The following is an 11,861-nucleotide window of genomic DNA, read 5'->3' as shown; positions in this document are numbered from 1 at the left end:
AAGCGAGACCAGTCACGCAGTCTGTTGCTAAGGCTTATTCTCGGCATGGGCCTATTCCTCCCGCTTGGCCGAGCGACCTTCCTTCCAGGTCATCGCGTAGAAAATGACGATGCCCACAATGGCGCCGATAGGGCCAGCGCGCTCAATCCATGTGCTTGAAAATGTCGGGAAGGCCAGTTTTAGCCCTATGAGAATCATGGCGGCAACGAGCCACCCAAAGCCTGCTGCCACGGGTGTGAGCAAAATCCGTTTGACGATCAGATCCGTGTTCATAGCGACTCCATTTGGGTTGTTAGTGTGCCGGTTCAACGTGCTTGCGAGTTGTCAGGTCCAGGCCAACGGCACGCATCACGGCCAGCAGGGTTTTCAAGGTCGGGTTGCCCTTGTCCGAGAACGACCGGTAAAGGTGTTCGCGGGAAAGGCCAGATTCATTGGCAAGGGCGGTCATCCCTTTGGCGCGGGCCACGACACCCAGGCATTTTGCGATATAGGCCGCATCGCCTGTTTCGAATGCGTCTTCCATGAATACCGCGATGGACTCAGCATCGGTCAGCGCATCAGCGGGGTCGTAGTCGTAAAATTGTTCTTTCATTCATCGTCACTCCACTGGCTGGCCAAGGACTTGGCGGTTTCGATATCCCGCGCTTGGCTGCTCTTGTCCCCACCACACAGCAACAGGACCAGCTGGTTACCGCGCTGCTGGAAATACACGCGGTAGCCGGGGCCGTGGTGGATACGCAGTTCGCTGATCCCTTGGCCCACTGGTTGAACGTCTCCAAGCAGACCATGCGCAACGCGGAAGACTCGCGCAGCGATGATGGCTTTGGCCTGCTTGTCTCGCAGCTTGCGTTCCCAGTTCCTGTACGTGGCGGTTTGTTTAATTGTCTTCATGGGATTGATTGTAGCTTATAAATCACGAACGGACAAGATTCTCGCATGCGAGAAAGTCAATTAATGGTAAATATAGATTTGACTTAAAGTTGACGCAAGCGGTTTTTTTTGGGATACTGAATCCGTCGAAGTAATCCCGCCTCGACAGCGAGCCTGGAACCAGCGGCGGCAACCGCTCCGGGCACACTGCGAAGGAGTTTCCATGAGCGCCTATATCATCAATCGTTTTCACATCTCCGCCATTCTCATGTTCCGCTGCAACGGCAAGCCGGACGCAACCACCTACCAGATCCTTGCCGATCAAGGCCAGCAGCTGCTTGACGAAAACATCCGCTCCGTACGCACGCGCTACCCTGGCGAAACGTTCAAGGCCGAGCTGTTCGGCCTGGATGAAACTGTGCGCAAGCCCAGCCCGCTCGAAGTCCTCAAGCTCATCCAGTGCCTGGAATATCAGTCCAATCAAAACCCCGACTATTACGCGACCCAGGCATTCCGCACGCTGCATGAAATTCGCCGCATAGCCCAGTCCAAGCTGCCGGGCTGGGATCAGGCGAGTTGGGATTTGGTCTGATGGCTGGCAATGCCCAGCAGGTAGCGCCGCCCATGTGGCGCTACTCCCTGCGCTGGTGTATGCCTCACCTGCCTTGCCCTGGCGACTTTGAGTTGCTGGTGATCGAGGCGCCGGCAGGGCAGAAGCTCCCCGAGGAAATGCGCAAGGCGTGGGAGGCCCGCCCAGCAGGTTATGGCGTCTGCCTGGACTTCCCAGCCTCGCAAGCGGTAAGGCGCTGGAGCGACGAGGCCAAGGGCAAGGTACGGCGCAAGAACCTTGAGCGGCGGATAGAGAAACAAGCGCCATTGTTTGCGGATGAATTGATTGCCCGCGAGCTGGCCCAGCGACCCACCTATTTCGAAGACAAGTAACCCTAGCCGGTACACGCGGCGGCAACCGCTCCGGCACTGCGAAGGAGAAACCCCAATGCCTAGCTATCGAGTTGTATGGACTGTTGATGTTGACGTTGAAGGCGACCACCGGGCGGCAGCACAGGCCTGTGCCCGCCACTACTTCCAATCGCGTATTGCAGATGGCGATCCCGACAGCGCCTGCGTGTTTGAGGTGACAGGACCGAACAACAGGCCGGCCATTGTCGATCTGGCCCCCAGCCTGTGCGACCTGATAGGCGACGACACCGAGTAATCACGCCCCACAGTGCCCGGATCCAGCGGCGGCAACCGCTCCGGGCACTTGCGAAGGAGTACGCATGAACGCGATCAGCCGCGGCTGTCCACCGGACAGCGCTCAGCCCATTTTATCCCTGGCCCAGGTCGAGGCCCTGCGCACTGCGTTGGCAGGGCGGCTGCTGGCCGTCTGTTTCGGATCTGGCGTGGACTCTACGGCCATGCTGGTAGCTCTGCACGCGGCAGGGTTGCGCCCGGATATCATCACCTTTGCCGACACCGGCGCAGAGAAGCCCGAGACGCTGGCCCACATCGAGGCGATGGATTCCGTGCTGCGGGCGTGGGGCTGGCCGACTGTCAGCGTGTGCCGGAAAAAGCCCAAGCCGACCACTGATTACCAGGATCTCTACGGCAACTGCATGGCCAACGAAACGTTGCCCAGCCTGGCCTTTGGCATGAAGTCCTGTTCGGTGAAGTGGAAGCAGGTGCCCCAGGATCAGTTTCTCAAGGGCGCTCGCTCCGGCCCCAACGCCAGGTCCCCCCACCCACTTTGGAAGCATGCCCAGGCAACCGGGCAGCGCATCGTCAAGCTGATCGGGTATGACTGCGGCAAAGCCGACCTGCGCCGGTCTAAGGCGCTCAAACCAGCCGACGCCGACTTCGATTATGTCTATCCCTTGCAACTGGTCCGCTGGACCCGGCGCGATTGCGTACGGTCGATCACCCAGGCCCTCGGTGCAGACCTGGTGCCGATCAAATCGGCCTGCTTTTTCTGCCCAGCTTCCAAGCACTGGGAGTTGTATTGGCTTGCCGCGAATCACCCGGATCTGCTGGAGCGTGCCCTGTTGCTGGAACGCAACGCGCTCACCGGCAAGCACAGTCGTTTCGACGCGGTGCAGTTCGGTGCCTCATGGGAAGACCTGGTGCGCAATGCCGATGGATTCCCCAGCACGACGACCACGGTAGGGCTGGGCCGTAGCTTCGCCTGGAATCAGTGGGCACGGGTCAACGACGTTGTGGACGAGAGTTTCAACGTCAAGCGCACCGCTACTGATCGAGCACGGTTCGCCAAGCTATCCGACACCCTGCGAGATCCTGACAACGCCTTGGACTCACGCACACCAGGAATACCCGTGGTCGACATCACCGCCGAGCAGATGGAGCTATGGCAGTAATCAACTTGTGGTCACATTAGATTTGACCGATAGTTGACAGTAGATTTTGCTTTTGCGATACTGGGTACGTCGAAGCAATCCTGCTTCGACAGCCTGGAACCAGCGGCGGCAACCGCTCCGGGCACACAGCGAAGGAGATTCACCAATGGCTATCGAAACCCACCTGTTCTATTTCAGCTCAGCCGCGCAGCTGCGCGAGTTCGCCGGCTTCACCGTCGAGCCATCCCACCAGGCCCGCCCAGGCCAAGACCCCGCCACCGTCACCATGTACACCGTTGTCGCTCAGCGTTCCGGCATCGGCCAGCGCGAAGTCATCGCGGAGTTCCCGCTGGAACTGCACGCCGAGATCTTCCGCGATATGGCCGAGGCAACTGCCCGCGCCCTCTGACCACAGCCCCGCCCGGACCTGGTGTCCGGGCATTCGTGACGGATGACGAACATGCTTACAAGGTATGTGCTCAAGCACTTTCATTTCTGCTGCGGGCTTGGCGGCGGCGCCAAGGGTTTCAACCAGAACAAAGAGGTAGTCGGCCACCTGCAGGCTGAATGGCGCTGCATTGGCGGCGTCGATGTGGACGCCGGCGCGCTGCGCGACTTCGACCGCTTGGCCGGCGTACCAGGTACACAAATGGACCTGTTCACCCGCGAGCAGTACACCGCCTTTCATGGCAAGGAGCCGCCCGCCGACTGGCGAGAGGCTACGCCGGCAGACATACGCCGCGCTGCGGGTTTTCAGGATCCCGATGTGGTGTTCATCAGCAGCCCCTGCAAGGGCGCTTCTGGCCTGTTGTCCGAGGCTTTGAGTCTCACCCCCAAATACCAGGCCCTCAATGAACTGACGTTGCGCTGCGTGTGGCTCATGTGCGAAGCCTGGCAGCACAACCCGGTGAGCCTGATCGTGTTCGAGAATGTGCCACGCCTGGCCACCCGTGGTCGCCACCTGCTCGATCAGATCGTCCAGGTGCTGAACTTCTTCGGCTATGCCGTGAACGAGACAACCCACGACTGCGGGGAGCTGGGCGGGTTGGCCCAAAGCCGCAAGCGCTTCCTGCTGGTGGCCCGGCACGTCGAGAAGGTGCCGCCGTTCCTCTACGAGCCAGAGAAAAAGTCCCTGCAATCGGTCGGTGCTGTTCTTGGCCGCATGCCGCTGCCGGGCGATATCGAGCGCGCCGGCCCGATGCACCGCGTTCCTGCACTGCAATGGAAAACGTGGGTACGCCTTGCCCTGGTCGAGGCCGGTAAGGACTGGCGCAGCCTCGATCAGTTGGCCATCGAAGATGGCTACCTGCGCGACTTTGTGATTGTGCCGGAAGCATTCTCCGGTTATCTCGGCGTGCGCGGCTGGGGTGACTCAGTGGGCACGGTCGCCGGTCAAACTGGCCCCACCAATGGCGCATTTTCCGTCGCGGATCCGCGCAGCCCAGCCAGTGCGGCGCAGTACCAACAATATGGCGTACGGCGCTGGGAGGACCCGAGCGGCGCAATCATCGGCATCAAGTCGCCAGGGCAGGGCACGTTCAGCGTGGCAGATCCGCGTGGTGCAGCTGGTGGCCATGGCAAATACAACGTGACCCGCTGGGATGGTGCCGCACGTACGGTCATTGCAGGCAGCACGACAGGGCAGGGCGCCTTTGCAGTACAAGACCCGCGCTCAGGATTGCGGCGAGTGAAAGGCGATGCCTACCTCAGCGGGGGGCATTATGGCGTGGTGCCGTGGGAGGGCCTGGCCGGCGCTGTTTCCGCCAGTGCGCGCTTGGACAATGGCCGGTGGAGCGTGGCAGATCCGCGAATGCCAGCCGCGAATGATCGGCTGACCTGCGTGATTCGAAGCCTCGACGGAACCTGGCACCGGCCATTCACCACCCTGGAAATGGCCGCGCTGCAAAGCCTGGTCGACCCCGAGGAAATGCTTGAGCTGGACGGCTTGAGCGATCAGGCGTGGCGCGAGCGGATCGGTAATGCCGTGCCGCCGAAAGCCGCCGAGGCCATTGCAGGCGTCATGGCGCAAACCCTCCTGCTGGCCAAGCAGGGCGAAACCTTCTTGCTCAGCCACATGCCGGTGTGGGTACGACCTGTTGCGGTCGGCCTATCGCTGGCCAGCAATCTCGAAAAGGCAGCATAACGACTGGCGCCCCGCCCGGGGCGCCTCACCTTCCCGGTCAAGACGGCGGCAACCGTCCCCGGGAAACCACGCGAAGGAGATACACCATGTTCCGCGATCTCACCATGAGCAAAGCCCAACGTTCCAGCCAGGCCCTGCATACCGCTGCGCGCTTGGCAGAGCATCGGAAGAAGTGGTATTCAGCCGCCGAGCTGTACGAAGCCGCCGCGTCACTCTGGCCAGGTAAGGGCATCAGTTTGATGCGGCGTGCCGAACAGTGCCGCTCCCTGGTTGTCGATGCCAGCGATGAAATGGATTTTGAGGATTGAGCCATGGACGAACGAACGGAACAGGAATTGACCGCGTACCTCGATGTGCTGCTGTGGCTGGAGACGGCTTCGGTTGCCGAGATCGAGGGGGCTTTGTCGGTGGCCACCGCTCCCGCCCGCGAAGATCTGGAGCTGGGTATTCAGTGCCTGATGGACTCGGATCGGCCCGGCCTGGCCAACTACTTCCCGAACCTGGTAAACCGGCCCACCACCCTCAATGAGATCCGCCAAAAGTTCTCAGCGATGGCCCAGTCCATGGATCAGTTGGAGGATTCGTTGCGTCGGCGGCGAACCGATCCGACCTATCCCCTCATGGGTTACGGCGCTGTACTCGGCACATTGGCCAAGCTGCAGTACCTCAACAAAATCACACCGTCGCAGCGCGAGCTGCTGCTCAGCGAGCTGGCCAGCCTCAAAGGCGGCGGGCTGCGCCTGGACAACTGACGAGGCTCGCCATGAAACGCAAGACCAAACGGCGCAACTGGCTACCCGTGGTTCTCTGTGCGATTGCCGGTGTAGCAATTTTGACGGTCGAAATGCTCGCTTCGCGGCATATGCTTCAACGTCGGCTTGATCAGAAGCACCAGGAAAAAGTGCGCTATCTGCAGGAGCATCCACCGACCACCACTCGCATCGAAATATTGGTGCCGGATGCTGCATCCTCCATGACGCCGAAACGCATTGATGAAGCGCTGCATCCGGCTGGACGGACCCAGTAAGGTGCAGTCCTGTGCGTGCCCCCTCCGGGGGGCGGCTGTCGTGAACCAAGCCCCGGCCAGAAGCACGCCGGGTCTTGGCCCTTCGGGCTTCCATCCTCACGCCTCCGGCCTTCGGCCTGCGCGCTCCGCTTGCCGGTCGTTCCATGGCAACCACTGCGGCTAGCTCAGCAACCATCGGTAGGAAGCGGACGCCCCAATGGCCTATCCGCCACCAGGCCTTGCCTGCAAGGGGCTTTCGCGGCATATCCTCGCTCGCTGCGCTCCCTGCGGTATTCCACGGTCCCCTTGCACGCGGCCTGGCTCTGGATAGTCCGGGCTTACCGCGTCCTACCGAAGGCTGCCGAGCAGATCCACCCAGCGGTGGCGCGCTTCCATTCCCAAAGAGCAGGGCGGCATCCGCTCCGCGGCTGCTGCTTTGAAAAGCGTTTGTTTCCCGCGCCCAAACGCTCGGCATTAAAGCAGCTCGGTAGAGCCGTCAAGCGTACGGCGCAGAAAAAGCATGATTTCTCGCACGCGAGAAAGTGCGACAAACGGTCAATTTAGATTTGACCAATAGTTGACTTTGGTTAGGCTCTTTGCGATACTGAACCTGTCGAAGCAATCCCGCTTCGATAGCCTGGAATCCAGCGGCGGCAACCGCTCCAGGGTAGTCGCGAAGGAGTTTCACACATGAATATCACCGCTCAGGCCCCCGCAGTCAGCGCCCACAATTGGCTCACTACCGGCGACTTTCTGAACTTCGCCAAAAAGATTTGGGCGCCGGTCGCTTCGAATAGCGAGGCGATGGAGCGCAAGGTTGATGACCTGTACGGCGCAGCATGCGAACGCTTCCCTACCTATGACACGATGGTGCATAACGCCTTCTGTGCGAGCATGGACGCAGAGTTCGGCGCCGATGACCAGGCCGAGGGAGTGGCAGAAATCTTTGCGTATGCCCGCGAGGCTTACGGCTATATGTCTGCCAGTGAAAACGAAGCACAACGCCAGGAAGACGCCGACAACGGCTTTTGCTGGCACGGCCTGGACAGCATGACCTGCCCTTGCGGTTGCTTCGAAAACGACTAATCCAGACGGAAAAGGAGATTCATCATGGCCCGTGGCGTAAATAAAGTGATCCTGGTCGGGACTTGCGGACAGGACCCCGAAGTCCGTTACCTGCCAAACGGCAACGCGGTAACTAACCTCAGCCTGGCCACCAGCGAGCAGTGGACCGACAAGCAAACCGGGCAGAAGGTCGAGCGCACCGAGTGGCACCGCGTGTCGTTGTTCGGCAAGGTGGCCGAGATCGCCGGCGAGTACCTGCGCAAAGGTTCCCAATGTTACATCGAAGGCAAGCTGCAAACCCGCGAGTGGGAGAAGGACGGCATCAAGCGTTACACCACTGAAATCATTGTCGACATCAACGGCACCATGCAGTTGCTAGGCGGCCGCCCGCAGAACCAGCAGCAGGGCGGCGATCCGTACAACCAGGGCAGCGGCCAAGCACCCCGCCAGCAGGCGCCACGGCAGCAGCGCCCGCCAGCTCAGCAGCAACCGCCGCAACCTGCACCACAGCCAGCAGCCGACTTTGACAGCTTTGACGACGACATTCCCTTCATGGACCCGTACCGTTTCAGCTGGCAGCTTCAGTAAACACCGCAGGACCAGGCCCGGCGCAATGTCGGGCTTTTTTCTGCGCGACAAACGGTCAAATTAGATTTGACCAATAGTTGACTTCGGTTCGACCCTTTGCGATACTAACCCTGTCGAAGCAATCCCGCCTCGACAGCCTGGAACCAGCGGCGGCAACCGCTCCAGGCAAATCGCGAAGGAGATTCAAAAATGCGTCTATCCAGCAACTTCCGTAACCCTTGCATGGTCCGCAGCGACAGCCCGCTGACCAATGACGATATCGCCCGCGTGGCGCCCTCGATCTTTGCCGAGGAAGCTCACGAAAGCCGCTCCGATCGTTACCGCTACATTCCCACCGTCGACGTACTGGAGGCACTGCGCAGCGAAGGGTTCATGCCGTTCATGGCCTGCCAAACCCGCGTGCGCAACACCGACAAACGCGAGCACACCAAGCACATGATCCGCCTGCGCCACGCCAACACCATCGTGGCGAAGGAAGCCAACGAAATCATTCTGCTGAACAGCCACGACGGCACCAGCAGCTACCAGATGATGGGCGGTTGCTTCCGTTTCGTGTGCGCCAATGGCCTGGTACTGGGCGATGCCGCGATGGATCAGAAAGTCCGCCACAGCGGGCGTCAGGATGTTATCGGGGATGTGATCGAGGGCGCGTATGAAGTTCTGAATCAGTTCCAGCTGATCGAGGAACAACGCGAAACCATGAAGGGTATCCAGCTGGGCGGCGACCTGCAGCACGCCTTTGCCGAGGCTGCACTTGCCTACCGCTACGACCCGGCAGACGGCCCGGCTCCGGTGACCGCTAGCCAGCTTCTGGCACCACGCCGCCGCGAAGACGCCACCAATGACCTATGGTCGACCTTCAACCGCGTACAGGAAAACACCATCAAGGGAGGGCTGCGAGGCCGCAACAAACAAGGGCGCCGCACCAGCACCCGTGCCGTTTCCGGCATTGACCAGGACGTGAAATTGAATCGCGCCCTGTGGGTACTGGCCCAGCACCTGCGCCAAGCCGCCTAACAGCCCCAGGCCGGGCGCCCAGCGCGCCCGGTCTGCACCATGCAAGGAGATCGCAGCCATGCAAAAAGTTTTCTATGTACCCGGCCAAACCGCAATCATCGACTATGCCCGCCAGATCGGCCCCAATGCTTGGGCCGCTCGCGCAACCTGGCTGATGCTGCCAGAGATCCAGGTAAGGCACCCCGGCGCTGTGCTGGGCGATGAAGTAGGCTTTCTGCAAGCGCAGGAAGCCGCCCACGGCACCCAGCCGGCGCGCATCACCGAAACCCGGTATGACTTCGCGCTCAGCCGCGCTCAGGTGCTCGACTACAACGCCGGCGAGGCCGGCGATTCGTTCATACTGCAAGCCCCCGAGGTTGGCGACCTGGTGCGCGTGTACGCCCGTTCAAGCGGTCGTTACTGGACGTTCCTGGCGCTGCCGACCATCACGCATTGCGAGATCTGGCAGCGGATTCGCCAGCAGGGGGCCGCGGCTGATTGACTACCGACACTAGGAGCTGATGAATGCAGCCGATGTACACCAAAGAAGAATGGAAGAAGGTTGCGCCCCTGTTTGCTTCCAAGCGCCTGGCCATCTCGACTGTCGAGGTGGCCAAGGCCGTTCTGGTCGATGGCCAGCGCATCACCGACGTAGCCGAGGCCAGGGGGATGACCAAGCAGACCGCGCACGCAGCGGTAAAGCGTGTGCGGAAAATCCTGGAAGAGCAGGGCGCCGGCGAGCTGGTCCCCGTCCTGGTGTGGCTGCCCCCCGAGTTGGCCGAGCAGGTGCGGGAAATGGCCAAGCCATTCCCCCAGCCTGCCGCCCAAAAATCGAAATGAAGAATCACAAGGAGAGACGAAATGTCGTCTGATGAACTCATTTTCCAGGCTGGCCGAATTCACTCAGTTTCCATTCATAACGTCACCCTGGTTGCTAACCAGATCAATGAGGACGGGAAAACGGTTGACCTGGTTATCGAGTACCAAGGAAAGCAGCACACGTTGCGCGCCGCTCATTACGTGAATGAGAGTGACGTAGGCAAAGTGGGCTATGTACTGCCTGCGCATTTTGCGTCGTCGGCAGCAGGGTACGGCACCTTGATTTTCCGGGCTTACCAGGATCAAAGCCTGCGCCGCGTGTACGAGCTGGACACCACGAACGATGAATTTCAGATGGTGCCGCTTAACCAAGGGAAGTGGCCGCACCACCGCGCTCATTTGACATGCGGTTGGCGGTGCGACAGTCGACCTACCGGCTTTCTCGCGCCGGCAGGGCTTGTGCCTGGTGCCAAAGGCGAGTTCGTGCCGGATGAAACAGAAGTTGTTTCCGTACGCATCCCGCCTGAATTCGAATGGGAAGCACGCCGGCATCAGATGAAACCTGCGGAACTGCTCGAAAGCTTTATTGGCGACCTGGCCGGCATCCAGAACTTTGGCAACAGGCCCCGGGCTGACCGCTTCGGCAGCAACGGCAGCGATGAACGCATGCTGGCTGATCACTGGCTGGAGCGGGCGCATGGAATGAAAGCCATAGACCCGGACCAGATGAACCAGCAGGACGAGGAAGCAGTGGAATGGGATGCGCAGCAGGACGAGTGGTCGGAGCTGCTGGGCGAGTATGCTGATCGAGGCGGGGATCCTCGCCAATTGTTGGAAGCCGTTGACGGTGTGCTGACCAAGCTGGACGAGTTGGGGCCTGATTTTGTGCTGGATCTGCAGGCCGAGGTTGAAGCGACTCAAACCCTGCCCAAACTCACCGAGTTGAATCCCTCGCAGCTGGCGTACCTTGAGAAATGGCTGGCCAGCAACGGCCCGAACAACCTCCTAAAGTGGCCAGGTTGGCATGACGCCCGAGTTGGCCAGGCTCCGAAAGACGTTTGATTCCCCCTCTTGAGCGTGCCCCCTCCGGGGGGCGGCTGTCGTGAACCAAGCCCCGGCCAGAAGCACGCCGGGTCTTGGCCCTTCGGGCTTCCATCCTCACGCCTCCGGCCTTCGGCCTGCGCGCTCCGCTTGCCGTTTGTATCGTACGGCCGAGGGGGCAACTCCTAACCCGGCCTCACGGCCGGGATGGCCCATCCCACCTGGTAATCAAGATCGAGGGCGAGCCGGCCAGCAGGCCGGGCGCTGCAGCAGCTCGCGTGGGGAGCAAGTGCACGGCTCGGGAAATCGCCCTGCAGTTGCCCACCGCCCAGGTGATGATGCGCACCTGGTCCGTGGACAACTGCACCGCTCGCTCTGGCCCTTGTTGGGGCCTCGCTCGCTGGACGATTTTGCGTGCGCGAGCTGCTGCAGCGCAGAAGCACCTTCGGTGACCAAGAGCTGCGCCGGATCCGCAAACCAAAAGCGCGGAGAGGCCCTAACACATATATGCGTTAGGGTATCGTAAAGAACCGTTACTTTGGCCTGGATCGGCTACGGCAGAGCGCTTGGGGGCCGGCCAGGAGGCCGGGCGCTGCCGCCCAGCCCAATCAGGACCGCGCTCGGCTCAGGAAATCGCCCTGCAGTTGCCCACCGCCCAGGCGATGATGCGCGCCTGGGCCGTGGACAACTGCACCGTTCACTCTGGCCCTTGTTGGGGCCCCGCTCACTGGACGATTTTTGTGTGTGGGCTGGGCGACTGCGCAAGAGCGGCCTTCGGCGAGCAAGGGCTGCGCCCTTGGATCCGCAAGCCCAACGCGCCGGCCTCCGAATGGAGGCCCTAACACATATATGCGTTAGGCTTTGTACGAAAAGTATTGCCGCATGCAACGTAGGCTGCAGGCCAAGGTGACCATGGCTGCAAAGCTCTTGGCCAGCTTGTCATAGCGAGTGCCGATCCTGCGATTTTCTTTCAGCCAGCCAA

18 protein-coding genes and 1 pseudogene are annotated in these 11,861 nt (G+C 60.9%); 15 read left to right on the top strand and 4 right to left on the bottom strand.

Translation table 11 applies throughout. The features are described 5' to 3' along the window. Positions 1–51: 51 nt before the first annotated feature. Genes QMX97_RS18260 through QMX97_RS18250 form a run of 3 tightly spaced genes read right to left on the bottom strand, consistent with a single transcriptional unit; the run spans position 52 to position 891 of the window. On the bottom strand, positions 52–273 hold the full coding sequence (locus QMX97_RS18260; RefSeq protein WP_282364015.1) for a hypothetical protein: 222 nt from the start codon (positions 271–273) through the stop codon (positions 52–54). Positions 274–292: 19 nt separating this feature from the next. Further along, the gene (locus QMX97_RS18255; protein WP_028692295.1) at positions 293–592 is read right to left on the bottom strand and encodes an addiction module antidote protein; all 300 of its coding nucleotides are present in this window, start codon (positions 590–592) and stop codon (positions 293–295) included. Then, a complete protein-coding gene (locus tag QMX97_RS18250) occupies positions 589–891 on the bottom strand; it encodes a type II toxin-antitoxin system RelE/ParE family toxin (RefSeq protein ID WP_028692294.1) in 303 nt (100 codons plus the stop codon). Before QMX97_RS18250 ends, QMX97_RS18255 begins: the two co-directional genes overlap by 4 nt. A gap of 202 nt (positions 892–1,093) precedes the next feature. On the opposite strand from QMX97_RS18250, the gene QMX97_RS18245 reads away from it, so the two are divergent. From QMX97_RS18245 to QMX97_RS18175, 15 genes are all read left to right on the top strand, one after another. Continuing rightward, on the top strand, positions 1,094–1,462 hold the full coding sequence (locus tag QMX97_RS18245; protein ID WP_256806710.1) for a hypothetical protein: 369 nt from the start codon (positions 1,094–1,096) through the stop codon (positions 1,460–1,462). After that, entirely contained in the window at positions 1,462–1,812 is a 351-nt protein-coding gene (locus tag QMX97_RS18240; RefSeq protein WP_282364016.1) for a theronine dehydrogenase, read from the top strand. The genes QMX97_RS18245 and QMX97_RS18240 overlap by 1 nt, the downstream gene beginning before the upstream one ends. Before the next feature lie 55 nt (positions 1,813–1,867). Further along, complete coding sequence (locus tag QMX97_RS18235; protein WP_280044012.1) at positions 1,868–2,086, top strand: hypothetical protein; 219 nt, start codon at positions 1,868–1,870, stop codon at positions 2,084–2,086. Positions 2,087–2,150: 64 nt separating this feature from the next. Then, on the top strand, positions 2,151–3,242 hold the full coding sequence (locus tag QMX97_RS18230; RefSeq protein ID WP_282364017.1) for a hypothetical protein: 1,092 nt from the start codon (positions 2,151–2,153) through the stop codon (positions 3,240–3,242). Between the two features lie 145 nt (positions 3,243–3,387). Continuing rightward, positions 3,388–3,630 carry a hypothetical protein gene (locus tag QMX97_RS18225; RefSeq protein ID WP_028692289.1) on the top strand — a complete coding sequence of 81 codons (243 nt, stop codon included), beginning with the start codon at positions 3,388–3,390 and terminating at the stop codon, positions 3,628–3,630. A gap of 51 nt (positions 3,631–3,681) precedes the next feature. After that, complete coding sequence (locus QMX97_RS18220; protein ID WP_282364019.1) at positions 3,682–5,364, top strand: DNA cytosine methyltransferase; 1,683 nt, start codon at positions 3,682–3,684, stop codon at positions 5,362–5,364. Positions 5,365–5,450: 86 nt separating this feature from the next. Continuing rightward, positions 5,451–5,672, top strand: coding sequence for a hypothetical protein (locus QMX97_RS18215; RefSeq protein WP_028692287.1), 222 nt, complete (start codon positions 5,451–5,453; stop codon positions 5,670–5,672). Positions 5,673–5,675: 3 nt separating this feature from the next. Further along, the gene (locus tag QMX97_RS18210; RefSeq protein ID WP_282364020.1) at positions 5,676–6,116 is read left to right on the top strand and encodes a hypothetical protein; all 441 of its coding nucleotides are present in this window, start codon (positions 5,676–5,678) and stop codon (positions 6,114–6,116) included. Positions 6,117–6,127: 11 nt separating this feature from the next. Then, positions 6,128–6,391 (top strand): hypothetical protein, encoded by a 264-nt coding sequence (locus tag QMX97_RS18205; protein ID WP_282364021.1) that lies wholly within the window; start codon positions 6,128–6,130, stop codon positions 6,389–6,391. 669 nt (positions 6,392–7,060) lie between these two features. After that, complete coding sequence (locus QMX97_RS18200) at positions 7,061–7,456, top strand: hypothetical protein (RefSeq protein ID WP_282364022.1); 396 nt, start codon at positions 7,061–7,063, stop codon at positions 7,454–7,456. Between the two features lie 24 nt (positions 7,457–7,480). Then, positions 7,481–8,023, top strand: a complete 543-nt coding sequence (locus QMX97_RS18195) for a single-stranded DNA-binding protein (RefSeq protein WP_282364023.1) — start codon at positions 7,481–7,483, stop codon at positions 8,021–8,023. 189 nt (positions 8,024–8,212) lie between these two features. Beyond that, positions 8,213–9,040, top strand: a complete 828-nt coding sequence (locus tag QMX97_RS18190) for a DUF932 domain-containing protein (RefSeq protein ID WP_102886353.1) — start codon at positions 8,213–8,215, stop codon at positions 9,038–9,040. A gap of 58 nt (positions 9,041–9,098) precedes the next feature. Beyond that, positions 9,099–9,521 (top strand): hypothetical protein, encoded by a 423-nt coding sequence (locus tag QMX97_RS18185; RefSeq protein WP_282364024.1) that lies wholly within the window; start codon positions 9,099–9,101, stop codon positions 9,519–9,521. Between the two features lie 23 nt (positions 9,522–9,544). Continuing rightward, positions 9,545–9,859, top strand: a complete 315-nt coding sequence (locus QMX97_RS18180; RefSeq protein WP_028691955.1) for a TrfB-related DNA-binding protein — start codon at positions 9,545–9,547, stop codon at positions 9,857–9,859. A 21-nt stretch (positions 9,860–9,880) separates the two neighbouring features. Then, positions 9,881–10,900 (top strand): hypothetical protein, encoded by a 1,020-nt coding sequence (locus QMX97_RS18175; protein ID WP_282364026.1) that lies wholly within the window; start codon positions 9,881–9,883, stop codon positions 10,898–10,900. A gap of 833 nt (positions 10,901–11,733) precedes the next feature. Here QMX97_RS18175 and QMX97_RS18170 read toward each other — a convergent pair. Then, a pseudogene (locus QMX97_RS18170) lies at positions 11,734–11,861 on the bottom strand (IS5/IS1182 family transposase); the annotation flags it as partial.

The organism is Pseudomonas sp. PS01298 (assembly GCF_029959745.1).
Classification (GTDB): domain Bacteria; phylum Pseudomonadota; class Gammaproteobacteria; order Pseudomonadales; family Pseudomonadaceae; genus Aquipseudomonas; species Aquipseudomonas aylmerensis.
The sequence above is the reverse complement of the archived record's forward strand: the minus strand, read 5'-3'. Positions and strand labels throughout refer to the sequence as shown.

What these genes read in the sequence shown, in the direction of transcription:
- QMX97_RS18190 (WP_102886353.1), top strand. Translation starts at nt 8,213, where the DNA reads ATGCGTCTATCCAGCAACTTCCGTAACCCTTGCATGGTCCGCAGCGAC.
- QMX97_RS18225 (WP_028692289.1), top strand. Translation starts at nt 3,388, where the DNA reads ATGGCTATCGAAACCCACCTGTTCTATTTCAGCTCAGCCGCGCAGCTG.
- QMX97_RS18220 (WP_282364019.1), top strand. Translation starts at nt 3,682, where the DNA reads ATGCTTACAAGGTATGTGCTCAAGCACTTTCATTTCTGCTGCGGGCTT.
- QMX97_RS18185 (WP_282364024.1), top strand. Translation starts at nt 9,099, where the DNA reads ATGCAAAAAGTTTTCTATGTACCCGGCCAAACCGCAATCATCGACTAT.
- QMX97_RS18210 (WP_282364020.1), top strand. Translation starts at nt 5,676, where the DNA reads ATGGACGAACGAACGGAACAGGAATTGACCGCGTACCTCGATGTGCTG.
- QMX97_RS18230 (WP_282364017.1), top strand. Translation starts at nt 2,151, where the DNA reads ATGAACGCGATCAGCCGCGGCTGTCCACCGGACAGCGCTCAGCCCATT.
- QMX97_RS18235 (WP_280044012.1), top strand. Translation starts at nt 1,868, where the DNA reads ATGCCTAGCTATCGAGTTGTATGGACTGTTGATGTTGACGTTGAAGGC.
- QMX97_RS18195 (WP_282364023.1), top strand. Translation starts at nt 7,481, where the DNA reads ATGGCCCGTGGCGTAAATAAAGTGATCCTGGTCGGGACTTGCGGACAG.
- QMX97_RS18180 (WP_028691955.1), top strand. Translation starts at nt 9,545, where the DNA reads ATGCAGCCGATGTACACCAAAGAAGAATGGAAGAAGGTTGCGCCCCTG.
- QMX97_RS18250 (WP_028692294.1), bottom strand. Translation starts at nt 891, where the DNA reads ATGAAGACAATTAAACAAACCGCCACGTACAGGAACTGGGAACGCAAG.
- QMX97_RS18205 (WP_282364021.1), top strand. Translation starts at nt 6,128, where the DNA reads ATGAAACGCAAGACCAAACGGCGCAACTGGCTACCCGTGGTTCTCTGT.
- QMX97_RS18260 (WP_282364015.1), bottom strand. Translation starts at nt 273, where the DNA reads ATGAACACGGATCTGATCGTCAAACGGATTTTGCTCACACCCGTGGCA.
- QMX97_RS18215 (WP_028692287.1), top strand. Translation starts at nt 5,451, where the DNA reads ATGTTCCGCGATCTCACCATGAGCAAAGCCCAACGTTCCAGCCAGGCC.
- QMX97_RS18200 (WP_282364022.1), top strand. Translation starts at nt 7,061, where the DNA reads ATGAATATCACCGCTCAGGCCCCCGCAGTCAGCGCCCACAATTGGCTC.
- QMX97_RS18255 (WP_028692295.1), bottom strand. Translation starts at nt 592, where the DNA reads ATGAAAGAACAATTTTACGACTACGACCCCGCTGATGCGCTGACCGAT.
- QMX97_RS18175 (WP_282364026.1), top strand. Translation starts at nt 9,881, where the DNA reads ATGTCGTCTGATGAACTCATTTTCCAGGCTGGCCGAATTCACTCAGTT.
- QMX97_RS18245 (WP_256806710.1), top strand. Translation starts at nt 1,094, where the DNA reads ATGAGCGCCTATATCATCAATCGTTTTCACATCTCCGCCATTCTCATG.
- QMX97_RS18240 (WP_282364016.1), top strand. Translation starts at nt 1,462, where the DNA reads ATGGCTGGCAATGCCCAGCAGGTAGCGCCGCCCATGTGGCGCTACTCC.